The organism is Phytohabitans sp. LZ39 (genome assembly GCF_059359075.1).
The window spans coordinates 212,073-234,298 of the sequence record NZ_JCADBM010000014.1 but is presented as its reverse complement, the minus strand read 5'-3'; the positions used below and the strand labels follow the sequence as shown (position 1 = coordinate 234,298).

Genomic DNA, 22,226 nt, shown 5'->3' with positions numbered 1-22,226 from the left:
TGATGGCGACAGTCGAGTACCACGATCAGGGGCGCCAGCCGGCCGCAAACAGCGCGGCCTTTACCTGGTCGACCACCTCGTCCGGCCTGTGCCGGATCATCCACGCGGGAAAGCGGAGCAGCCGCTCACCGGCGATCGCGATCTCGTTGTGCTGGCGCATGTCGGCGTACCACGACCGGACGTCCATGTGCTGGGCGCCGTCGATCTCCACGTGCCCAGGACGGCCAACGCAGATGACCCACCCAGCAACGCGGGCGGGCCGAGCCCGATGGCGAGCGCGGCGACCCAGAGGCGCTGCCGCACCGCCATCGGCCCACTGTGGGTGAGGTAGACCCCGGGATGGGCGACCTGCCACCGCCCCGTCGCCAGACGGTGCCGGACCGCCCCTTCGGACAGACGAAGCAACGCCTGACGGCGGCTAATCACCCGTCCTGCACGAACAACAGAAAGTCCAGATCCGCCACACCAGAAGCCTGTCGAAGGTGGACGGTAGGCGCGAGGGCTGTGGACAACGGCAGATCGTGGTACCTGACCGCAGTGATAGCGACAGTCATGTACCACGATCTGGGTTGGGTTTGGGCCCTTAGCCCGCTGCGCAGGAGCGGATTTGGGGGCGGGCGGCGCTGTTGCCGTTCATCATCGTGGTGAAGCCGAACGTGTTGCCGCTGCCGTTGGAGCGCACCGTCATCACGGTGCCGCCGCCGTCCCAGCTGAACGTGCCGTTCCAGGTCGTGGTGACGCGCTGCGGCGAGGTCAGGCCGACCACCACGGTCCAGTTGCTGGCGCCGCTGACCGTCACCGACGTGTTGTAGCGGTCGCCCCAGACGTTGGGGTAGGACGCCGTCGCGGTGCAGGTGCCGCCACCCGGCGGCGGGGTGGTCGGGTTGCCCGGGTTGCCGCCGCCGTCGGGAGCGACCGCGCGGCCCGTCGACGGCGAGATCATGCCGGGGCACAGGTTGCGGCTGGAGAGGTTCGCCATGATCTGCGGGATGGCGTCGCGGGTGTTCTGGATGCCGTCGTGCATGAGGATGACCTGGCCGTTCTGGAGGCGGCCGGCCGCGGACACGATCGCGCTGACGCTCGCGCCGTTCCAGTCCTGCGAGTCGACGTCCCAGATCACCTGGCGCAGGCCCAGCGACGAGGCGACCGACTGGAGGGTGGAGTTGGTCTCGCCGTACGGCGGCCGGAACAGCTGCGGCCGCACGCCGGTGGCCGACTGGATCGCCGAGTTCGTCTGGGACAGGTCGGACTGCATCTGCGCCTGGCTCATCGAGGTCATGTGTGCGTGGTTCCAGCTGTGGTTGGCGACCCACATGCCGGCGGCGACCTGGGCCTGCGCGACCGACCGGTTGTTCTGGACGTTCTGCCCGACGTTGAACATCGTGGCCCGCGCGCCGTTGTCGCGCAGCACGTTGAGCAGCGCGGTGGTGCTGCCGGTGGGCCCGTCGTCGAAGGTGAGCCCGACGTAGCCGTTGCAGGCGGCGGCGCTGGACGGGACCGCGGCGGTCGCGATGGCGACGCCACCCATCGCGATGGCGGTGGCGAGGACGGCCAGCCGGGCGGTGTGGCCCAGCCGGCGGGGACTGCCGGACTTACCGAACATCTCGATGCCCTTCTTCGGTGGGTGATGCGCGGGCAGTGGCGCCCAGCGTGGGGTCCGGGCGCGTGTCGACGGCGCGACGCAATATCGATGAGTCGCGATCCTCTGGAACGTTTCGAAGTATGACCCGGAGGTTTTCGGAGCACAAGACCCTTGTATGTCAGCGGTATTCCGGCCACGGGGCGTCGCCGTGCGTGAAGCGGAGCCGAGCGATGGAGAAGTCGATACCGCAAGTCTTCCGGAAGGCCGGTGCGATATCTTCACGCATGCGTTTGTGGCTCCTCCGGTGGCTGGCGCGGGTCGCACCGCGGCGGTACACGGGACGGTTGATCCCGGCCCTTCGGCGGCGCTCGGTCCGGGCGGCGGCGCGTGCACGCCGGCCCGAAGCCGTCGCGGCGGCCCTGGAGACGGTGGCGGCGGCACGCCGGCCCGGAGTCCCGGCACCTACCCTTGTCGTGGCTCTCGCCACCGCGTCGCTGGGGCTGCGCGAGGCGGGCGAGGCGGACCGGGCCGCCACGGCGCTCGACGAGGCGCTCCACCTCGGCGCACAGCCCGCGTCGACGGAGGACGGAGCGGCCCTGAGCGCCCTCGCGACGGCGCTCTTCGCGGCCGGCCGTCCGGCGGAGGCGCTCGACGCCGCGGAACGGGCGGTCGCCCGGCTGCGCGGCCACGCCTCGGCCGACCTCGCCGGAGCGCTGGCCCAGCTGGGCGTCTGCCTGAGCTGGCACGGCCGGCACGAGGAGGCGGTGGCCGCGCATCGCGAGGCGGTGGACCTGTACGGGCGGCAGCCGGTCCGGCGCTGGCTGGTCCAGGCCGGCTGGCAGCTGTTCGCGGAGCGCCGGCTGGCGTTGGCGCTCGCCGAGACCGGCCGGCACGAGGAGGCGCTGGCCGCTGTCTCGCACGTGATACCCCTGCTGGCCTGGGAGGCGCGGTTCAACAAGGGCAATCCCATGCCCGGCCCGCTGCTCCGCTCCGTCGCGAGCTGGCAGGCCGCGCTCGGGCGCACGGACGACGCGCTGACCAACGGCCGGCGAGCGGTCGAGGCGCTCCGCGGAAACGTCGCGGTACACGGCGTGGCCTACGAGCCGGAGCTGGCGCGGGCGCTGACCGATCTCGGCGAGCGGTTGCGCCACGCTGGGCAGCCGGGCGAGGGCGAGCCGCTGGTGCGTGAGGCGGTCGCCCTGTGGCGGCGCCTGCCCGACTCGGACGCGGGGCTGCTGGGGGCCTTGGGGGTGCTCGGCGACCTGCACTGGTCGGTCGACCAGGACCGCGGGCACGCGACCCAGCGGGAAGCCGTCGACGTGGCGCGGCGCCTGGCGGTGGATCCGTCGTACGAAACCACGCTCGCGCGGCATCTAGTCGTGCTCGCCGCCCGCGCGTCCCGGATCGGGCTGCGCGCGGACGCGCTGGCGGCGGGCGAGGAGGCGGTCGCCCTCGCCCGGCGGCCACCGGTCGAGCCGGCGACCCTGGCCTTGTGCCTGGCGGAGCTGGGCGCGCTGCTGCTACGCGTGGGCCCGGTCGAGGACGCCGAGCCGCCGCTCGAGGAGGCGGTCGCGCTGCTCCGGTCGCTCGCCGCCGACGATCCCGACACCCACGAGCCGTCGCTGGCGAAGGCACTGGGAAATTTCGCGCTCGCCCGCACCGGCCCGGCCGAGGTGCCCACACTGGACGAGGCGGTCGCGCTCTACGAACGGATCGGCCGCGACGGCCGCGTGGCGGCGCGGACGCCGCTCACCGTGCTGTTCACCAGGCTCGCCCGCGTACACGCGGCGGGCGGCCGGCCGCCGGAGGCGGTCGCGGCGGTGGCGCGGCTCGCCGCCGTCGCCCCAGGCGCGGAGCTGACCGAGTCACGCCGCGCGGAGATCGCCCAGGCGCTCCGCGACGTGAGCGAGGTCGCGCCCGGCGAGCCGGCGCCGCCGGCACTGGTGGCGCTCCTGGAAGGAGCGAGCCGCCGGGAACAGCCGGCATGACGGACAAGCGGCAACTGTCCGGTTGTCCGAACTCGACCGTCCCCGAAGCGACAACGGTGGTTGTCCATGGCCGTGGGGTGGAATAACGTCCTTTCGTTGCCCGCGTATTCGGTTGGATGCGTGGAGTGACCGAGCTCGTGCAAGGACGCGCGAGAAAGGGGAGGACCTTGTTAGGCCGTGGATCCAGCGGGGCGACTATGTGGACAAGTAGGAAAAGACGGGCGTTAGTTTCCATACCAGTGCTGGTCATCGCCGTGGCCGGTGTGTCGGTCACCTCGGCCGGCCCGGCGGCGGCCGACCGCCCCGCCAACTTCACACCCACCGACCGTGACTTCTACATCAACTACGTCGACCCGAAGGTCGAGCGCACCACCGACGGCCGCGAGGTCGTGACCACGGAGGGCAAGCGCAAGGTCAAGCGGGCGCTTCCCGACCCGGTCGCGGAGTACGGCCGCAAGTTCTCCGAGGGCAACCCGGTCGCCGCCCGCGGGCTGGCCAAGACCGAGGCCGAGGCGATCCGCACCGGCAAGAACCCCCGGGACATCCGCTACAAGCAGGCCGACCAGACCCAGGTCGCCAAGCTGCTGACCATCCTCATCGAGTTCAACCCGAACGCCAACGACGACTTCAGCGGCGTGATGGTGCCGCAGGCGACGTTCGACGACGCCACGACACCGCAGAACGAGCGGGACTGCGTGCCGGGCAACGTCCAAAATGGACCGCTGCACAACAACATCCCCAACCCGGCCGAGGCCTCGCACCCGGACAACAACAGCTTCTGGGTGCCCGACTTCTCGCCGGAGCTGTACAACGACATGCTGTACACAAAGGACGGCATCACCGAGCGGGTGCGGCCCGACCTGCGCGGCCCGGACGGCAAGAAGGGCATCAACCTGCGCGGGTACACGATGAGCAACATGTACCTGGAAATGTCCAAGGGCGCGTACACCGTGGACGGTGAGGCGACGCCGTGGGTGACGGTGCCGCACTCCGAGGCGTGGTACGGCGCGGACACCTGCACGCAGAACGCCGAAGGCGTGTGGGAGGCCGGCGCGAGCCAGGACATGAACGGGCACCCGGACAACCCCTCCGGCCCCGGCGCGCTCGGCGTCGACGCGGTGAACGTCCTCGCGGCCCAGAACCCGGACTTCCCGTGGGCCGACTACGACATCGAGGACGTGTCGGACGCGGACGGCGACGGCAACGTCCTCGAGCCGGACGGCGTCGTCGACCACCTCGTGCTCGTGCACGCCGGTGAGGACAAGTCGGGTGGCGGCGGCGCCCAGGGCCCCTACGCGATCTGGGCCCACTCCTCCGCCATCGTGCCGGGTCACACCGTCCCGGGTACCGACGTCCAGATCAGCAACTACATCGTCCAGCCCGAGGACTCCGGCGTCGGCGTGTTCGCCCACGAGTACGGCCACGACCTCGGCCTGCCCGACTGGTACGACACCGCGTCCGGTGGTGACTCCGATGTGGACTTCTGGGACCTGATGGCCTCCGGATCGCACACCGGCCCGATCTTCCAGGGCATCCCGACGCACATGGGCCTGTGGGACAAGTTCGTGCTCGGCTGGGCCGACCCGCTGATCCTCAACCCCGGCGACGACCCGGCGAAGGTCAAGATCGGACAGACGTCGCGCACCCCGGTCGGCACCGAGGACGGCGTGCGGGTCAACCTCCCCACCAAGGAGGTCACCCTCTCCACGCCGCACAGCGGCGCCAACCAGTGGTGGACCAACAACGACCAGTCCTGGGCGGACGTGCGGCTGACCCGCGAGATCGCGGTTCCGACCGGCACCGACGTGCGGTTCTGGCTGTGGGACAACTACTCGATCGAAGAGGACTGGGACTTCGGCTTCGTCGAGGTGTCCACCGACGGTGGCGCCACGTGGGCCGAGCAGAAGATCTTCGACGCGGCGGGCAACCTCGTCTCCACCGACGACGACTACGCCGACCCGAACGGCCGCATGCACGACTACGGCGACAAGAAGTACGGCCTCACCGGCTCCACCGGCGGGCAGTGGCGGCACGACTACGTCAGCCTGAACGCCTTCGCCGGCCAGACCGTCCAGCTGCGCCTGCGGTACGCCACCGACGCCGGCTTCGAGGACACCGGCTGGTTCGCGGACGACTTCTCGGTCACCGCGGACGGCACCACCACGTGGTCCGACGACGTCGAGAGCGGCACCAACGGCTGGACGCCGACGGTCGAGACGTTCACCAACACCACGGGCACCGGCTGGGGCATCTCGCCCGGCGAGTTCTCGTTCGCGCACTACTACCTCGCGGAGTGGCGCAACCACGACGGCTTCGACGAGGGCCTCAAGTACGCGTACAACACGAACTACCTGCGCGACGGCGCGTGGAAGGTCGACCGGGTGCCGTACAACGCGCCGGGCATGCTGGTGTGGTACCGCGACACCAGCTACGGCAACCTCAACCACGTCCTCAACAACGTGTTCGACCCGCCGAGCATCGGCGCCAAGGGCGGCCTGCTGATCGTCGACTCACACTTCGACCCGCTCCGCCGCAAGGGCGTGGCGGCCGACAAGGACCCGTCGGCGCTCAACAACCTCCCGTCGCGGCCGCAGTCCTCGAACGCGGCGTTCGGCTTCGGCAACACGTACCCGTTCAAGGAGTGCTTCGAGGCGCCGGGCGAACCGTTCAGCGGATACTGCACCAGGTTCGGTCCGCAGGCCCCGGTCAAGGGCTTCACGGACGCGAAGGGCTGGTACCCCGGCATCGAGTACCGGCCGGACCTCGACCCCGAGGACCCGCTCTTCTTCCGTGACGCCGACGCGTCGGTCGTGGTGCCCTCCGTTGGCGGCGCGCCGTACACCGTGCGGATCGTCAACAAGGATGGCAAGCGGGCCACCGGCCAGTTCGGCATCGACCTGGGCGGCGGAGTCCTGACCGGCACCGGCAACCCGGGCGACGCCAACGTCGAGTTCGGCGTCGGGTTCCGGCTGGTCTACCCCGGCTACCAGAACAAGTGGGCCACCGTCCTGGTGACCCCACCGGCCGCCGCGCCGTAACCCACCACTTTCCGAAAGGGACCGCCGCCGGCATCCGCCGGCGGCGGTCCCGCGTTTAGCACCGCTGAAGGCGGGATGTAGCAGCGTGCGCTACTACTGAACCTGTCTCTGGGGGATGATCGGCCCATGACCGAGTACCGGGCGGCCTTCGACGCCGACGTGACCTTCCTCAACGGCGGCGGGCTGCAAGTGCGGGGCTTCCGGCTCGACGTCCCCGGCGCCGACGTCGCCGAGGAGGCGCTCGCCGACCTGTTCGTCCGCGAGCTCGGCCTGCTCATGGTCGGCGAGGTGCGGCTGCGCGACGTGCGGGTCCTCGCCGAGGCGCACAAGGGCCTGCGCACCGCCGACGCGGCTCCGCGGCGAGCCGGCCGGCTCGTGGAGCTCAACCACGTCATCACCGCCGGCATGACCACCTACCCCGGCCTGCCCGGACCGGAGATCACCCCGCACCTCACGCGCGCCGACTCGCGCGGCCGCTACGCGCCCGGCACCGAGTTCGCCATCGACCGGATCAGCATGGTGGGCAACACCGGCACCTACCTCGACAGCCCCTTCCACCGGTACGCCGACGGCACCGACCTGGCCGGCGTACCCCTGGACGCGGTCGCCGACCTGCCGGTCGTGCTCGTCCGGCTGACCGGCAGTGCTGAGCCGGGCGTGACCGCGACGGCTCTCGCCCCGTACGGCGTGGCCGGCGCCGCCGTGCTGCTGCACACCGGCTGGGACCGGCACTGGGGCACCGATGCGTACGGCGCGCCCGACGCCCCGTACCTCACCGAGGACGGCGCACGTGCCCTCGCCGCGGCCGGCGCGCGGCTGGTCGGCATCGACAGCGTCAACATCGACAGCGTCGCCGGCGACACCCGCCCCGCGCACTCGATCCTGCTCGCCGCCGGGATACCGGTGCTGGAACACCTCACCGGGCTCGACCAGCTCCCACCCACCGGCGCCCGCCTGCACGCGGCACCGCCCCGGGTGCGCGGCTTCGGTACGTTCCCGGTGCGCGCATACGCGGTACTGACCGAATAGGACGGTGGCGGGCTAAAAGCGTTGCGCCGGCTGCCGGCGCGGGCTTACCGTCATTGTCGATACCACACCGACCGGGGAGTCACCGACATGTTGCGGCAAGCCACCGCCAAACCGCGGCGCTGCGCGCTGTGCGGTTTCGCGGGCACGCCCTCCGTCGGCGGGCCCGGCCAGTGCCAGCGGCGGCGAAGTTAGCCGGGGACACTCCCGCGCCGGCGCCGCCCACCCACACCGCTCCACCTTCCGGGGTACGGCGTTGGCGTCCGTGACCGCGCTTTGAACGCGGGGCCCGTGGGTTCGATTCCCGCCCCCGGAGCGGCGCCGAGTCCGGCCGCTGGCTCGCGGAGGGTTCGCCATTGGCAAGGCACGCGGGTTGCTAACCCGTCGCGGGTCACACCGTTGCCGGTTCGACTCCGGCACCCTCCTCTTCGCCGCCGGCGCCTGATGGACGGGCTCCGCACTTTTAATGCGGACTGCGGGGGTTCGATTCCCTCCGGCGGCACCCTCACCGGCGACGGGAACCCGCCGCCGCCTCCACGGCTCCTACCGGCATGGCGCATCACTGGGGCCGCATCCTGGCCGGCACCGCCCTGTCCCTGTCCGTGCTGGCGGCGGCTACCGCCTGCGACGCGGACACCGGCCGGCCGGCCGCCGCGCCGACGACGCCCGGCCACGCGCCGCCGCCGCTGGCGGAGGTGAAGGTCGACCTCGGGCTGCCGGAGGGGTACGCGCCGGTGTCGGTGGAGTTCGCCGACGCGTGGCACGGGTACGCGCTCTTCGTCCGCTGCGGCACGCTCTGCGACGCGCGGCTCTTCCACACCGCGGACGGCGGGCGCACCTGGCGGCCGCGCGAGCACCCGCGTCCGGAGGCGAAGAACCACCAGCTCTACAGCGGTGGCGGCCACGTGGTCGTGCTGCTGGCCGAGCCGCACTCCTGGTACGTCTCGCGGGACGCCGGCGCCTCCTGGCAGCCGCGCCCCTACGACGCCCGGGGACGCACGCCGGTCGAGTACCACTCGGCCAACGGCACGTACTACCTCGACTGCCCCGAGTCCGGTGGCCGATGCGCGGTCCGGGACTGGACGGCCGGCACCGGCTGGCGGCGGGATGTGCCGGCGGAGCTGGCGGCGGCCCGCTCGCTGACCAACGGACGCGACGGCCGGATCTGGCTGTCGGGTGTGGACGGTGGGCGGATCGTCACCGCGGTCGGCTCGGCCGGCGGCGGGTTCACCCGGCTCCCGGTCCCCGACCAGCCGGGCCGCGCCGTCTGGAACGCCCGGGTGGTGACCTCCGCGGACGGCCGGGACATCTGGCTCGTGGCCGGCCAGGAGCAGGCGGACGCCGCCGCGGCGCCCGCCCGCCTCGCGCCCGCCCGGCTCGCACCCGCCCGGCTCGCACCCGCCCGGCTCGCGCCCGTCGGGCTCGTGGCGAGCGCGCGCAAGGGCACCGGGCTGCCGCTGCTGTGGCGGTTCGAGGCGGGCGCCTGGGTGCCGTACCCCATCAGGGGGATCGAGGAGAAGGCCAACTGGCCCTACTCGGTCGCGCCGGCCGGTGGCGGCCTCCTGGTGCTCGCCGGGCCGGAGCTGACCGGATACCTCGACGGTGGCGCCTACTCCCCCGCACCCGGCGCGCCCCGACTGGACTGGGTGGGTCAGCTGCCGGACGGCACGCTCTTCGGCCGCGACAACCGTCCCGGCGTCACGTACCTCAGCCCGGGCACCGGCCCGGCACGCACGTGGTCCACCGTTGAGGTGAGCGCCTGACCCGTGGGGCACCATGGACGGGTGAGCTACCCGCCGGAGCCGTGGCACCTGCGCGGCCAGATGTACGTGTCGCTGTGGATGGTGCCGCGTGCCGCGCTGCCGCCGCCGCCCCAGGCCCGGCCGCTCACCGTCGCCGGCCGCGGGTTCGTCGGCACTGCCTGGGTCGACTACGGCCCGGGTGGTGTGCTGGAGTACCGGGAGCTACTCTCGGCGGTGCTCGTCCGCCGGGCCGCCCGCCCGCTGGTGTCCATCGTGGACATCTGGGTGGACAGTCCCGCGTCCCGCGACGGCGGCCGCGAGCTGTGGGGCATCCCCAAGGAGCTGGCCGAGCTCGATTTCACCGAGACCCGGGCGCGAGCCGGCGGGATCGCCGAGGCCCACCTCGCCACGGGCCGGCGCCTGCCGGGTCGCTGGCCCACGCGGTTCTCCGTGATCCAGGAGCTCGCCGGCCGGGCGAAGGTCTCGCCGGTACGCGCCCGCGCCGCCGTCCGCCTCGCGAAGGCCACCTGGCAGGTGGCGCCAGCCGGCCCGCTTGCCTACCTCGCCGGCCGCCGCCCGCTGCTCACGCTCGCCCTGCGCGACTTCGACATGGTCTTCGGAAGCGAGTCCAAATGAACGCCGTCCCCCGCCCACCGGCGCCCTGGCTGATCCGCCCGGCGAAGCTGCCGGCCACCACCCCGCCGCCCCTCACCGGCCCGTGGGCGCCGGCCGACACCGGCCTCGACACCGCCGACATCCTCGCCGTGCCCGGCGGCGCCCGCGGCCCGGAGGACGTCGTCGCCGACCCCGAGGGCCGGATCGTGACCGGCACCGAAGACGGCTGGATCTGGCGCTTCCCGCCCGGCGCCGCACCCGAACGCCTGGTCAACACCGGCGGCCGCCCCCTCGGCATCGAGCTCGACCCGCGCGACGGCAGCCTGATCGTCTGCGACGCCTACCGCGGCCTGCTCCGGATCACCGGCGACGGCGCCATCACCGACCTGACCCGCTCCGCCGGCGGGACCCCGATCCTGCTGTGCAACAACGCCGCCGTGGCCCGCGACGGCACGGTCTACTTCACCGACAGCTCCAACCGCTTCCCCGTCTCACACTGGCGCCGCGACCTGCTCGAACACCGCCCCAACGGCCGCGTCCTCGCCTACGACCCCGCCGCCGGCACCACCGAGGTCGTCGCGACCGGCTTCCACTTTCCGAACGGCACCGCCCTCACCCCCGACGAGTCCGCGCTGCTGGTCTGCGAGACCGCCGCCCACCAACTCGTCCGCCTGTCCCTGCCGGACGCGACGGTCACCCACCTCGGCGACCTGCCCGCCTACCCGGACAACATGTCGTCGGCCGGCGACGGCACCTACTGGGTCGCGCTGGCCAGCCCCCGCGTGCCCATCGCCGAACGCCTGCTCCCCCACCCGGCGATCCGGCGGCTGGCCGCCATCCTCCCCACCCGCCTACAACCCCAACCGATGCCGTACAGCATCGTCGCCCGCGTCGACGGCGACGGCCGGGTGCTGCGCACGATCCACGGCCCGGCCGGTCGCTACGTGATGGTGACCGGCGTCCGCCAGCACGGCGACACCCTCTGGCTGGGCAGCCTCACCGAGCGGGCGATCGCCCGCCTCCCCCTCTAGAGACCTTTCGCGCACGGTCCGTTTGTCCACAATGCCGCGTGCCGAGTCGACGGGCACCAGACCCGACAGAGGCGCCGTCACCGCGAGTAACCGCCACTGCGATGTGAACGGCGTCCGATGCCAGATCTTGGAGAGTTACGCCGCTATATCAACCCGAAGTCTCCTAGATCTCAAGCCCGACCCCCGACGCTGGTGACGCCGCGTCAGGATGTCGTAGGTGGGGGCTTGTCCCGCGGAGCCGGCAGTGGACGGCCGGAGATTTCGGCTCGCCCTGGCGAGCCGCCGGCCGGGAGCGGTGCCCGCGGGAGCATACGGTCCGCAGCTGACGCGGACCTGGGAAAATCTGTCTCGAGTCTGACCGTGCATTGTGGCCAAGCGCGCCGACCCCGACCGCGCTCCCGGAGTCGGTATGTGCCGCGGCCCGCAGGCCGCGAGACGGGGAGGTGCCATCCCGGCGGCCATCAACCTCGGAGGGCTGTCGACCTGCTCGCACAGACGGGGCAGCTCGACAGCACGGGGTGGGCGCGACAAGGCCGGATGTGACACGGGTGGGGCCGTGCGGCGACAGCTCGCATCGTGGCCGCGCCCGAACGGGTGATAGCCCGCCTTACGCCACCGCCGGGATCCTGTACACATAGGAGCATCTTTCCCCCCTCGAAAGGTAAGACCGATGGCGTGGAGCAAGGAGAAGGTCAAGGCCGTCCTGCTCGATATCCTCGAACGGGCCGGCTGGTCGGCCGGGCAGGTGTTCTTCGCGACGCTCCTCGCGGGCGGCACCGCGAGCACCGTCGCCAACCTGCCGTGGCGGTACGCCATCACGGTCGCGATCAGCGCGGCGGTGTCGTCGGCGTTGCTGACGGTGTTGCAGTACGTCGGCCGGATCACCGACCTGTCCTTCTGGCCGGACCTGCTGGTGCGCCTGGCGAAGACGTTTCTCGCCTCCCTGGCCGGTTCCATCGCCGCGGCGGGTGTCTTCGACGTGACGACCTTCAACTGGGACGCCGCCCTCAACGTCGCGATCATCGCCACGGTCACGGCGCTCGGCAAGGGCCTGCTGGCGCGGGAGCGGCCGGTGCCGCCCGCGACGACCGCGAAGCAGGCGGAGCGGGAGGCGAGTCCGTCGACGTTGCCGCTGGAGACGTACAACGAGGCGACCCAGCGGTAGTCCGGTCCGTCCGGAAAGGACGGTCGGGCGGGGCCGCTCAGCCGCCGCGACCAGGAGCACCGCCAGGCCGGCGACGACGAGGCGGTGCGCTTTCTTGACGCGGACCCCGATTAACGCCCCAGATGTGTAGATCTTGGCGTTGCGGGTGTTGGATCCGGGCGGTGCGGCGGGGCCAGGATCAGGGCATGACGACTTCGACCGCCACCCACGCGCTGGACGTGCCCGGCGCCACCCTGCACTTCGAGATCCGCGGCGACGGGCCGCTCGTGGCCCTGGTCGGCGCGCCGATGGACGCCGACGCGTTCGCCCCGCTCGCCGACCTGCTCGCCGCCGACCACATGGTGCTCACCACCGATCCGCGCGGCATCCGCCGCAGCCCGCTCGCCGACCCCGAGCAGGAGTCCACCCCGGAGCTGCGGGCCGGCGACCTCGCCGCCCTGCTCACCCACGTCGGCGGCGGGCCTGCCGCGGTGTTCGGCTCCAGCGGCGGCGCATGCACGGTGCTCGCGCTGGCGCAGGCCCACCCGGAGACGGTGCACACGGTCGTCGCTCACGAGCCGCCGCTGGCCGACCTCTTGCCCGACCGCGACACCCTGGCCGCCGGCACCGACGAGATGATCGCGAGGTACCTGGCCGGCGACCCGCTCGGCGCCTGGCGGATGTTCTTCGCCCAGGCCGGCATCGACCTGCCCGAGGGCGCGCTCGAGGCGATGTTCGGGGGCGAGCGCGACCCGCGGCACGTGGCCGACGAGCGCCGCTGGTTCGCACACGAGGTGCGTGCGAGCACGTTCTGGCGCCCGGACCCGGCCGCGCTGCGCGCCGGCGGCGCGCGCGTCGTGGTGGGCATCGGTGAGGACTCGGCCGGCCAGCTCTGCGACCGCGCGTCCCGCGCGCTGGCGTCCACTTTGGACGCCCAGGTCGTGATGTTTCCGGGCGACCACACCGGTTTCGTCGACGCACCCGAGCCGTTCGCCGCCACGCTGTCGCCGGTGATCCGCCCGCGAGCCTGACCCCGGAAAGGCGCGCGTCCCGCGGGGCGTGCGCCTCGTCCACAATAGACCGGGTGTCACCAGTCCAGCTTCACCGCCAGCGCGCTTGGGGTGGGTCGGAGCTGGAGGACGGCGACGGAGGACAGGACCAGCACCCCGCCGGCCAGCTGCACCGGGGTCAGGATCTCGCCGAGGGTGAGCGCGGCCAGCGCGGTGGTGACCACGGGTTCGAAGGTGGACAGGATGGCGGCGGTCGACGGACCGGTCCGCTTCAGGCCGGCGAAGAAGGCCAGCATCGCCACGACGGTGGAGACCACCGCGATGCAGACGAGCCAGAACCATCCCCGCCACCCGAAGCCCAGGTCGACGCCGCCGGTGAGCAGGGCGCGGCCGCCGAGGGTGCCGGCGGCGCCGGTCATCACGAGGGTGGAGAGCACCACCGGCGCCAGCCGGTGCACGACGGTGTCGGCGACCAGGATGTAGACCGTGTAGGTGACCGCGGACCCGAAGGCCAGCAGCGCACCGAGCGGGTGGAAGCTCCCGCCGCCAGCGCCGAGCAGGACCAGCAGCGTCCCGCCCGACGCGGCCGCCAGCGCGGCGCCACGTCCACCGGTGAGCCGGTCGCGGCCGAGCAGCACCGCCGCCACGGTGACCAGGACCGGGTAGGTGTAGAGGATCAGCGCCAGCAGCGAGGCGTCCATGAGTTCCAGCGACGAGAAGAACAGGCTCGCCTGCGTGGCGTAACCGATGGCCCCCAGCCCGACGGCGGTGGCCAGTGCCCGGCCGCGCGTCACCGCCGGCCGGCCGGCGGCCTCGCCCGGACGCCGGTCCGGGGCGGCGGCCGCGACCCCGCGCCGGTCCGATCCCGCGGCCTCGACCCGGCGCGGGCCCGGCTCCGCGGCCTCGACCTGGCGCGGACTCGGCTCCGTACGGCGAAGGCCCGGCCGCGCGAGCAGGACCGCCCAGAGCAGGGCCGCGGCCAGGCCGAAGCGCACCAGCAGCAGGGCCCCGGGCGAGACGCCGTCGTCGTAGGCCAACTTGCCGAAGATCGCCATGGCGCCGAAGCACGCCGCGGACAGAAGACACAGTGCGGGACCCACGCTCCAAGGATCAGCGGCCCTACTCGTCGGGTCCAGCGATGATTCATGGAGGCAACTCGTTAGGATTCTCGCATGGTCACGCTGGACCTTCGGCGGCTGCGCTTCCTCCGGGAGTTCGAGGAGCGCGGCACCCTGGCCGCGGTCGCCGCGGCTCTGGGCTACAGCCCCTCCACGGTCTCCCAGCAGCTCACGCTGCTGGAGAAGGAGGTCGGCGCCGCCCTGCTCGTCAAGGCCGGGCGGGGCGTGCGGCTCACCGACGCCGGACAGCTCCTGGCCCGGCACGCCCGCGTGCTGCTCGCGGCCGCCGAGACGGCGGAGGCCGACCTGGCGGCGCTGGGCGGCGACATCCGGGGCACCGTGCGCGCCGGTGGACTCCAGTCGGCCGCCCGGCGCCTGCTGGTCCCGGCACTGGCCCGTATGACGGTCGACCACCCCCGGGTGCGCATGGAGATCTTCGAGCTGGAGCTCGAGCAGTCGCTGCCGGGCCTGCGGCTGGGCGCGGTCGACCTGGTCATCGGTGACGAGTACGACGGCCATCCCCGCCCCCGCCCGGCCGGGCTGCGCTTCACGGTCCTGCTCGAAGAGCCGATCAAGGTCGTGCTGCCGGCGGCACATCCGCTGGCCCGGCCCGGAGGAGCCGTCGCGGTCGCCGCGTTGCGATCCGACGTCTGGACCGCGTCCGCCGAGGGCACCGGTCACCACGCCATGGTCGTCGGGACCTGCCGCTCCCTCGGCGGCTACGAGCCCGACCTGCGGCATCGCTCCAGCGACGCCGACGTCCAGCTCGAACTCGTCCGCGCCGGGGCGGCGGTCGCCCTGATGCCGCCACTGGCTCTGCCGGCCGGCGACCCCGCTGTCGCCATCCGGGACGTCGCCGAAGCCGCCCTCGGGCGCCGCCTTGTCGCCGTCACGCGGGACATTCCGCCCGCTCCCGCGCTGACCGCCCTCCTGACGGCCGTGACGGACCAGGTGCGCGGACTCGACCCGGTCAGAGCCGAGTAACAGGTACCGGAACAAATGGGCCCACGCGGCGATGACCAAGGACGGATGCATTGTCAGTTGTCGATGCCACACCTAGGGTGTCGGCATGCGTCGCATGTGGACAGGGCTGGCGGCCGCCCTGCTGTTGACCGGCACCGCCGTCGCCGTCGCGGAGAGCGCCGCCGCCACGGTGGTCTTCGCGCACGACTTCGAGGACGGCGGCTCCGCCGGCTGGCAGCTCACCGGCGGCCGGTGGGGCGTCTCCACCGACGGCTCGCGCGTCCTGCGCCAGTCGCGCTCCGGCGCCACGTCCGCACGGGCCACCGCGGGCGAGGCCGGCTGGGCGGGCTACACGCTCTCCGCGCGGGTCAAACCCACCTCCCTGTCCGGTCCGTGGGCCGCCGCCGGCATCGTCGCCCGGTCCACCACATCCGGCGGGTACACGCTGGCGTTGCGCCCCGGCGACCGCGTGGAACTGGCCCGCGTGGCGGCCGGGCGGCGCACCGTGCTGGCCACCGCGACGCTGCCGGTGCGCACCGGCCGGTGGTACGACCTGAGCCTGCGCGTCGAGGGCGACCGGCTCCAGGCGACGGTCGGCGCGGCGACGCTCACCGCCACCGACGCCACCTTCGCGGCGGGCGCGGTCGCGCTGTTCACCGAGCGGGCGGCGGCCTCGTTCGACGACGTCACCGTCGACACCGTCCAGGACACCCGGGCACCGTCCCTGCCCGGCCGCCCCGAGCTGCTGGAAGTGACCCCGACGACCGCGACGATCACCTGGCCGGCCTCGACCGACGACACCGGCGTGACCGGCTACCTGATCTACTTCGGCGGCCAGTTCTACGAGGACCACTTCCTGCGCCAGGTCGCCACCAACGCGCCGGTCACGCTGTCGATCGGGGGCAACACCGGCGCCAGCTACCACTTCTCGGTACGCGCCGTGGACGCGGCCGGCAACATGAGCGGCTTCGGCCCGCGGGTCAGCTTCCCGCACCCGCCCACCGTCCCGCGCGTGCCAGGCGACACCGTGCCGCCCACGGCGCCGGGCGTGCCCGTGGTCACCGGCACGGCGAGCGGCACCCTGGTCAGCTGGGCACCCGCCACCGACGACACGGGGATCGTCGAGTACCACGTGGTGCACTCGTTCAACGTCGACGAGGTGCGCGTGCGCGCGATCGTGCCCGGCGGCGTGACCAGCGCGACCGTGTCGTCGCCCGGGACGATGCCCAACCAGGTGTGGGTGGTCGCCTACGACGCCGCCTGGAACGCCACCCGCGGCCCGTCGGCCACCCTGATCCCGTCGACGCCGCCGCCGACCCCGCCGCCTACTGCATCGCCGTCTTGACCGGGTGGTCGAAGGAGCGCGGGCAGTAGAAGACCCACAGTGAGTACGAGCGGCCGATCTGGACACCGGTCGGCTCGCTCGGGCCGAAGAGCGCGTCGGTCTCCGGCTCGGCCGCGTCCTCGACCGGGCGCCAGCTGCCGCTGCCGCCGTCCCACTCGCTGCTCGCCGCGGTGAGCAGCAGCTCCATCGGCGTGCCGCAGTCGTCGCAGTCCATCGGGTACGGGTCGGTCAGGTGCCAGGAGGCGAAGCCGCCCAGCTTCCAGCCCGGGGCGATCGACAGGTCGTACTGGTACGAGTGCTCCGCCTCCTCCTCCCACTCCTCGATCTCGCCGTCGAGGTCTTCGGGCAGCAGGCCGCCGTACCGGTACTCGACCACCGGCTCCGGGTGCACCACGCACGGCACGGGCAGGTAGTGCTCGTCGGCGGCCAGCGGCTCGGGCGGCGCGTCCAGGGCGGTGGCGACGTCGGCCGCGCGCCGCCAGCGGACCGCCACGCGGGGGCAGTACTCCAGGTCGGCGTGGTCGAGCGGGCACCACAGCACCTGGAGCAGGTCGGCGCCGTCCGGGCCGATGAATCCGGGCGTGTCCCGCCGGTAGAGCTGCGCGACCGGCACCATCGCGACCGGCCGTCCGTCGAGCTCCGGCGCCTCGGCCTCCTCCAGCGCGTCGATCTCGGCCTGCTCGGCGTCGGTGATCCGCAGGTCCTCGTCGCGCGGCGTGCGGCGCCAGGCGGCGTCCAGGATGGCGCGCCGCCGCCGCACCGCCGCAGGGTCCGCCGGGTCGCTCACGTCTTCGTGCGGGTCGTCGCAGTGCGGCCACGGCTCGTCGGCGGGCCACAGCAGCGGGCCGCCGACGGAGCTGTGCGTAGCCGCCGGCGCGCCGGGGCGAGGGTGCAGCCGCGTCGTCGAGCGCGCGTGCGCCGCCAGCGCGGGAAACAGCGCCACGACGTCGACGGGGCGAGGAGGGGTAGTCCGGACCACGGTCCAGATGAAATCACGGAAGCGGTGTCGAAGTGGTCCCGGGTCGTTCGTGTACAGGATGGGACAAGAAGGGAGCACGACGATGCAGCAGTACCTGTTCAGCATCTACCAGCCCGACGGCGAAGCCCCGCCGCCCGAGTTCCTCGAACCGATCATGCGGGAGCTGGACGCCCTCAACGCGGACCTGAAGGCCGCCGGCGCGTGGGTCTTCGCGGCCGGGCTGCACGACCCGAGCACCGCCACGGTGCTGCGCGCCACCGACGACGAGGTGCTCATGACGGACGGCCCGTACCTGGAGGGCAAGGAGCACCTCGGCGGGTTCACGATCATCCAGGCGGAGGATCTCGACGCCGCGCTCGCCTGGGCCCGCCGCCTCGCCACCATCGTCAAGCCGCTGCACATCGAGGTCCGGCCGTTCCAGGAGCACTGAGCGTGTCGGTCGAGCAGGTCTTCCGCGAGCACTACGGCTACGCGGTCGCCGTCCTGGTCCGCGCCTTCGGCGACATCGACGTCGCCGAGGACGCGGTCCAGGAGGCGTTCGCGGTGGCGGTGCGGCGCTGGCCGGAGACCGGGCCGCCGCCCAGCCCGCAGGGGTGGATCGTCACCACCGCCCGCAACCGCGCCATCGACCGCCTCCGCCGCGAGGCCACCCGCGCGGACCGGCACGCCGAGGCCGCCCTGCTGCACGCCGCCGAACCGCCCACCGAGGAGGGCCCCGTGCACGACGAGCGGCTGCGGCTCATCTTCACCTGCTGCCACCCGGCACTGGCGCCGGCCGCCCGGGTCGCGCTGACGCTGCGCCTGCTGGGCGGGCTCACCACGGCGGAGATCGCGAGAGCGTTCCTGGTGCCGGAACCGACGATGGCCCAACGCATCTCGCGCGCCAAAGGCAAGATCCGGGACGCGCGCATCCCCTACCGCGTGCCCCGCGAGGCGGACCTCCCCGACCGCCTGCGCTCGGTGCTCGCCGTGCTCTACCTCGTCTTCACCGAGGGCCACACCGCCAGCTCCGGCGAGCACCTGGTCCGCGCCGACCTGTGCGCCGAGGCGATCCGGCTGACCCGCGTCCTCGTCCAGCTGATGCCGGACGAGGCGGAGGCCATGGGCCTGCTCGCCCTGATGCTGCTCACCGAGTCACGCCGCGCCGCCCGCACCACACCGGACGGCGACCTGGTGCCACTGTCCGAACAGGACCGCACCCGCTGGGACCCGGACCTCGTCGCCGAGGGGCAGGCGATCGTGCGCGCCTGCCTGCGCCGCGGCAGCCCCGGCCCCTATCAGATCCAAGCCGCGATCAACGCCGTGCACAGCGACGCGCCGGCGGCCTCGGCCACCGACTGGGGCCAGGTCCTGGCGTTGTACGACCAGCTGCTGGCCCTGACGCCCACCCCGGTCGTGGCCCTGCACCGGGCGATCGCGGTGTCCGAAGTGGACGGCCCGGCCGCCGCGCTCGCCCTCGTGGAGGCGCTGGACCTGGACCGCTACCACGTCTACCACGCCGCCCGCGCCGACCTGCTCCGCCGCCTGGGCCGCACAGCGGAGGCCGCGGCCGCCTACGACGCCGCGATCTCCCACACCGCCAACACCGCCGAGCAGTCGTTCCTCCGGCGCCGCCGCGCCGCACTCTAAGACCTTTCGGAGTCGGGGTGGCTTCGACCCCCTATTTAGACAGAGATTCGAGCTACCGCGATGTCCGTCGTGGTCCAGACCGCTGCGCGGGGCCCCCGGGGAAACGTGGAGCGCAGCGGAGCGTTTTCTTGGGGTGCATTTCCCGCGGCCTCACCCGTCCGCCGTTGGTCACGCTCACCCTGCGCGCAACCGGCGGGGGCAGCTAGCTTGAGCTCACACGCCATGCGGCGGTCGACGTTTGTCCACAATGCCTGTTCCCGGATCGGCGATCCGGGAAAGCAACCGCGATCTCCTCCCCTTAGCTGGTTTACGCTACGTCAGGACCGCGGGGGTCGGGCCGCGAAGACCCCTTCGGGGCTTGTCTCGCGGAGCTGGCAGTGGACGGCCGGGGATTTCGGCTCGCCCTGGCGAGCCGCCGGCCGGGAACGGTGCCCGCGGGAGCATACGGTCCCCCGCTGACGCGAGCATGGGCAAATATGCCTCGAAGTGATGCCACGGCGGGCGGCGACCCTGACACGGAGAGGCCTCTGGAAGCGCGGCGGGCGGGCTCACGTGTAGCGGGCGGCGACCACGGCGGGCTGTTCGAGGACGCGGCCGGCCGCCAGGTTTTGGGCGAGGCGCACGAACTGGGCGTGCGTCCAGGTCAGCGGCGTCGCCGAGAACGTCGGCGTCCCGGCCGGGAACGTCGCCGGGGGCTGGTGGTCCCAGACCTGCTCGGGCAGCATGTAGCCGGGGCCGACCGCGCGGGCCATCGCCGCCAGCTGCCGGCGGGCGCCGGCCTTGTCCCCGGCGGCGATCTGGTACTCGCCGCGCTCGCCGTTGAGCAGGGGCCACGCCCGGCCCAGCGTTATCCGCGAGTCGTCCGGCAGGCCGAACTCCCAGCGGCTCCCGTCGCGCTTCTCGCCGTACCCGTCGAACGAGGCCCGGTGCCAGTAGAGGCCCCGCGCCGTGCGCACGCCGAGCTGGGCGTCGATGACCGGCAGCGTGTTGACGACGGCCGGGTCGTCGGCGGGCAGGACGCCGAGCCGCACCAGGTCGAGGAAGCTCGGGTCGACCACCCGCCGCTGGTCCACGTTGGACGGTCCACTGTCGCCGATCGTGTAGGTGGTGCCGGCGTCGGGGTTTCCGTCCTTGGTGAGGCGCAGGAAGTACGGGCCGGACGAGTACGGGCCGGTGGTGGTCACGGTCCACGACTTCACCTGCGACTGCCACTCGTCGGCCGTCGCCAGGTAGCGGTCCGCGGCCGCGCTGTCGCCGTTGGCCCGCGCGATGTCCGCGGCGCAGACCAGCGCGGCGATCTCGCTGGCGATGGTGGCGGGCGAGTAGCCGGACTGGTTCTCCCACCGCTCCTGCGGCGTGACCGGGCCGGCGCCGAGCAGGAAGTCCGCCGCGCGCCGCACGTGGTCCCACGACCGCGCGTCGGTCCGGCCGAGCTGGTGGGCCAGCACGATCGGGAAGGCCACCTCGTCCAGCTGGAGGCCTTCCCAGACCGGGGTGCCGTCGACGCGCGAGTTCTGCGGGAACGAGCCGTCCGGTTTCTGCTGCACGGTGAAGAGGTAGTCGAGCGCGCGGCCCGCGCCGGCGACGTCGCCGGCCGCGATGAGCGCGGTGGCGATCTGGTAGAGGTCGCGGGACCACACGAGGTGGTACGGGCCGGACGGGTCGTCGCGGCCCCACACCCAGGGCATGCTCGGCGAGGCCACGTAGGCGCCGCGGTGGGTCTTGTCCTCGCCGGCGGCCAGGACCATCACCGACACCCGGTAGAGCCGCCGCTGCTCCGCGCCGTCGAGCACGGCCGGCGGGGTGTGGAGCGACGCGAGGTACCGGTGCCAGCCCGCGGCGTACCCCCGCATGGTGGCGGTGAAGCCGGCGGTGAGCGACCCGCGGGCGGCGGTCAGCGCGGCGCCGGCGTCCGGTCCGAAGCCGAGCGCGAGGGTGGCCCGCCCGCCGCCGCCGAGGCGCAGCCGCGCGGTCTGCACCACGTTGCCCGGGGACGGGGCGCTGGCGTAGCGGTGGTCGAGCCGGCCGTCGGCGAGCAGGTCGGTCCAGCCGTCGCTGGTCCCGCGGTAGCCGCTGGAGGTCGCCGCGAGCGGGGGCGAGCCGGCGAGGGCGCTCGCCGCGGCGCCGTCGGTGGCCACGAGCGCGGCGCCCTCGGTGCGGCCCGTGTCGTCATGGCGGGTGTTGGCCAAGGCCGGGTCGTAGAGCGCGTAGACGTCGTAGTGGCGGCGGTCGGACGCGGTGAAGCGGACCTCGGTGAGCACGGTGGCGCGGGCCGGGTCGGTCACGTACGTCGCGGTGAGCCGCCACCGGCCGGTCCGCTCGGTGAACGTCTGCCGGTAGACGAGCGCGCGGTCGTCGACGAGCTCGGTGCGGACCCGGGCGGCGTCGTTCGCGGCCACCGCGCGGCGGCCGTCCGCGACGGCGAACCGGAGCAGCCGGGCGCTCGGCGTGCTCAGGTCGGGGTAGAAGACCTCGCCGAGGCCGCCCGCCTTCTGCACGGTCAGCCAGACCCGGCTGCCGGTCGCGGTCGCGGTGCCGAAGCCGGACTTGTCGGCCGGCAGGAAGTCCTCGGCGGCTCCCGGGGCGCCGGGCGCGGCACCGGCCGGCGCGGCTACCGGGGCGCCGGGCGCGGCACCGGCCAGCGCGGCTTTCGCGGTGCCGGGCGGCGCGGCGGAGGGTGCGACGAACAGCGTCGCGCCGATGGCGAGGAGCATGGCGAACACGCGCATGGCGGACTCCCGGGATCGAGATATCTACACGCGCGATGTTTCCCCGCTCGTCCCCTCCCAAACTGGGTGTCCGGTTAAGAGTCCTGCCTATTTATGTCCGCGAAAGGACCTGGCGCAACAATGCGGCCGAGCCGTCGGTCAGATGTCCGTAAGTGACCACGGTGCCGCGCTCGCCGTCGCGCTCGACGGCGATTTTCCGCTCGGCGAGCGCGACCGGCCCGCCCACGATCGCGGCGAGCGTGGACTCGAACTCCTGCCAGGTCAGGAGCCCGTCGATGGCCGCCAAA

18 protein-coding genes and 3 tRNA genes are annotated in these 22,226 nt (G+C 73.1%); 15 read left to right on the top strand and 6 right to left on the bottom strand.

Features of this window, described 5'->3' with window-relative positions:
* Nucleotides 1–25 precede the first annotated feature (25 nt).
* Nucleotides 26–211, bottom strand: a complete 186-nt coding sequence (locus AC5L36_RS26325) for a putative endonuclease domain-containing protein (protein WP_441221360.1) — start codon at nucleotides 209–211, stop codon at nucleotides 26–28.
* A gap of 372 nt (nucleotides 212–583) precedes the next feature.
* Nucleotides 584–1,603: a polysaccharide deacetylase family protein gene (locus tag AC5L36_RS26320; protein ID WP_441221358.1), complete on the bottom strand. Its 1,020-nt coding sequence runs from the start codon at nucleotides 1,601–1,603 to the stop codon at nucleotides 584–586.
* A 263-nt stretch (nucleotides 1,604–1,866) separates the two neighbouring features.
* Between AC5L36_RS26320 and AC5L36_RS26315 the strand changes: the two genes are divergently transcribed.
* The 11 genes from AC5L36_RS26315 (at nucleotide 1,867) to AC5L36_RS26265 (ending at nucleotide 13,197) form a co-directional block, all read left to right on the top strand.
* The gene (locus AC5L36_RS26315; protein ID WP_441221356.1) at nucleotides 1,867–3,570 is read left to right on the top strand and encodes a tetratricopeptide repeat protein; all 1,704 of its coding nucleotides are present in this window, start codon (nucleotides 1,867–1,869) and stop codon (nucleotides 3,568–3,570) included.
* Nucleotides 3,571–3,809: 239 nt separating this feature from the next.
* Nucleotides 3,810–6,608 (top strand): immune inhibitor A domain-containing protein, encoded by a 2,799-nt coding sequence (locus AC5L36_RS26310; RefSeq protein ID WP_441221354.1) that lies wholly within the window; start codon nucleotides 3,810–3,812, stop codon nucleotides 6,606–6,608.
* Nucleotides 6,609–6,734: 126 nt separating this feature from the next.
* Entirely contained in the window at nucleotides 6,735–7,637 is a 903-nt protein-coding gene (locus AC5L36_RS26305; protein ID WP_441221352.1) for a cyclase family protein, read from the top strand.
* Nucleotides 7,638–7,876: 239 nt separating this feature from the next.
* Nucleotides 7,877–7,950, top strand: a tRNA-Gln gene (locus tag AC5L36_RS26300).
* 27 nt (nucleotides 7,951–7,977) lie between these two features.
* Nucleotides 7,978–8,060, top strand: a tRNA-Ser gene (locus AC5L36_RS26295).
* Nucleotides 8,061–8,064: 4 nt separating this feature from the next.
* Nucleotides 8,065–8,136, top strand: a tRNA-Lys gene (locus AC5L36_RS26290).
* Between the two features lie 49 nt (nucleotides 8,137–8,185).
* On the top strand, nucleotides 8,186–9,397 hold the full coding sequence (locus AC5L36_RS26285; protein ID WP_441221350.1) for a hypothetical protein: 1,212 nt from the start codon (nucleotides 8,186–8,188) through the stop codon (nucleotides 9,395–9,397).
* A gap of 21 nt (nucleotides 9,398–9,418) precedes the next feature.
* Nucleotides 9,419–10,012: an acetoacetate decarboxylase family protein gene (locus AC5L36_RS26280; protein WP_441221348.1), complete on the top strand. Its 594-nt coding sequence runs from the start codon at nucleotides 9,419–9,421 to the stop codon at nucleotides 10,010–10,012.
* Nucleotides 10,009–11,022, top strand: coding sequence for an SMP-30/gluconolactonase/LRE family protein (locus AC5L36_RS26275; RefSeq protein WP_441221346.1), 1,014 nt, complete (start codon nucleotides 10,009–10,011; stop codon nucleotides 11,020–11,022). The genes AC5L36_RS26280 and AC5L36_RS26275 overlap by 4 nt, the downstream gene beginning before the upstream one ends.
* A gap of 670 nt (nucleotides 11,023–11,692) precedes the next feature.
* Nucleotides 11,693–12,187: a hypothetical protein gene (locus AC5L36_RS26270; RefSeq protein WP_441221344.1), complete on the top strand. Its 495-nt coding sequence runs from the start codon at nucleotides 11,693–11,695 to the stop codon at nucleotides 12,185–12,187.
* Between the two features lie 185 nt (nucleotides 12,188–12,372).
* Nucleotides 12,373–13,197: an alpha/beta fold hydrolase gene (locus tag AC5L36_RS26265; RefSeq protein ID WP_441221342.1), complete on the top strand. Its 825-nt coding sequence runs from the start codon at nucleotides 12,373–12,375 to the stop codon at nucleotides 13,195–13,197.
* A 56-nt stretch (nucleotides 13,198–13,253) separates the two neighbouring features.
* Here the strand turns inward: AC5L36_RS26265 and AC5L36_RS26260 are convergent, their stop codons facing one another.
* A complete protein-coding gene (locus tag AC5L36_RS26260; RefSeq protein ID WP_441221439.1) occupies nucleotides 13,254–14,231 on the bottom strand; it encodes a DMT family transporter in 978 nt (325 codons plus the stop codon).
* 117 nt (nucleotides 14,232–14,348) lie between these two features.
* Here AC5L36_RS26260 and AC5L36_RS26255 point away from each other — a divergent pair, with 117 nt between their 5' ends.
* Nucleotides 14,349–15,278 (top strand): LysR family transcriptional regulator, encoded by a 930-nt coding sequence (locus AC5L36_RS26255; RefSeq protein ID WP_441221340.1) that lies wholly within the window; start codon nucleotides 14,349–14,351, stop codon nucleotides 15,276–15,278.
* An 85-nt stretch (nucleotides 15,279–15,363) separates the two neighbouring features.
* Entirely contained in the window at nucleotides 15,364–16,602 is a 1,239-nt protein-coding gene (locus AC5L36_RS26250; protein ID WP_441221338.1) for a hypothetical protein, read from the top strand.
* Here AC5L36_RS26250 and AC5L36_RS26245 read toward each other — a convergent pair.
* Nucleotides 16,583–17,581 carry a hypothetical protein gene (locus tag AC5L36_RS26245; RefSeq protein WP_441221336.1) on the bottom strand — a complete coding sequence of 333 codons (999 nt, stop codon included), beginning with the start codon at nucleotides 17,579–17,581 and terminating at the stop codon, nucleotides 16,583–16,585. The two genes, AC5L36_RS26250 and AC5L36_RS26245, sit on opposite strands and share 20 nt — an antisense overlap.
* 82 nt (nucleotides 17,582–17,663) lie before the next feature.
* Between AC5L36_RS26245 and AC5L36_RS26240 the strand changes: the two genes are divergently transcribed.
* Nucleotides 17,664–18,011: a YciI family protein gene (locus AC5L36_RS26240; protein WP_441221335.1), complete on the top strand. Its 348-nt coding sequence runs from the start codon at nucleotides 17,664–17,666 to the stop codon at nucleotides 18,009–18,011.
* Between the two features lie 2 nt (nucleotides 18,012–18,013).
* Nucleotides 18,014–19,210: an RNA polymerase sigma factor gene (locus AC5L36_RS26235; RefSeq protein WP_441221333.1), complete on the top strand. Its 1,197-nt coding sequence runs from the start codon at nucleotides 18,014–18,016 to the stop codon at nucleotides 19,208–19,210.
* A gap of 548 nt (nucleotides 19,211–19,758) precedes the next feature.
* On the opposite strand, the gene AC5L36_RS26230 is transcribed toward AC5L36_RS26235, so the two are convergent.
* Nucleotides 19,759–21,939: a glycoside hydrolase family 15 protein gene (locus AC5L36_RS26230; RefSeq protein ID WP_441221331.1), complete on the bottom strand. Its 2,181-nt coding sequence runs from the start codon at nucleotides 21,937–21,939 to the stop codon at nucleotides 19,759–19,761.
* 91 nt (nucleotides 21,940–22,030) lie between these two features.
* Nucleotides 22,031–22,225, bottom strand: coding sequence for a hypothetical protein (locus AC5L36_RS26225; protein ID WP_441221329.1), 195 nt, complete (start codon nucleotides 22,223–22,225; stop codon nucleotides 22,031–22,033).
* Between the last annotated feature and the right edge of the window lies 1 nt (nucleotide 22,226).

Coding starts and splice junctions, on each gene's coding strand:
- AC5L36_RS26285 (WP_441221350.1), top strand. CDS start 8,186: ATGGCGCATCACTGGGGCCGCATCCTGGCCGGCACCGCCCTGTCCCTG.
- AC5L36_RS26315 (WP_441221356.1), top strand. CDS start 1,867: ATGCGTTTGTGGCTCCTCCGGTGGCTGGCGCGGGTCGCACCGCGGCGG.
- AC5L36_RS26265 (WP_441221342.1), top strand. CDS start 12,373: ATGACGACTTCGACCGCCACCCACGCGCTGGACGTGCCCGGCGCCACC.
- AC5L36_RS26260 (WP_441221439.1), bottom strand. CDS start 14,231: ATGGCGATCTTCGGCAAGTTGGCCTACGACGACGGCGTCTCGCCCGGG.
- AC5L36_RS26275 (WP_441221346.1), top strand. CDS start 10,009: ATGAACGCCGTCCCCCGCCCACCGGCGCCCTGGCTGATCCGCCCGGCG.
- AC5L36_RS26240 (WP_441221335.1), top strand. CDS start 17,664: ATGCAGCAGTACCTGTTCAGCATCTACCAGCCCGACGGCGAAGCCCCG.
- AC5L36_RS26305 (WP_441221352.1), top strand. CDS start 6,735: ATGACCGAGTACCGGGCGGCCTTCGACGCCGACGTGACCTTCCTCAAC.
- AC5L36_RS26230 (WP_441221331.1), bottom strand. CDS start 21,939: ATGCGCGTGTTCGCCATGCTCCTCGCCATCGGCGCGACGCTGTTCGTC.
- AC5L36_RS26250 (WP_441221338.1), top strand. CDS start 15,364: ATGCGTCGCATGTGGACAGGGCTGGCGGCCGCCCTGCTGTTGACCGGC.
- AC5L36_RS26270 (WP_441221344.1), top strand. CDS start 11,693: ATGGCGTGGAGCAAGGAGAAGGTCAAGGCCGTCCTGCTCGATATCCTC.
- AC5L36_RS26320 (WP_441221358.1), bottom strand. CDS start 1,603: ATGTTCGGTAAGTCCGGCAGTCCCCGCCGGCTGGGCCACACCGCCCGG.
- AC5L36_RS26255 (WP_441221340.1), top strand. CDS start 14,349: ATGGTCACGCTGGACCTTCGGCGGCTGCGCTTCCTCCGGGAGTTCGAG.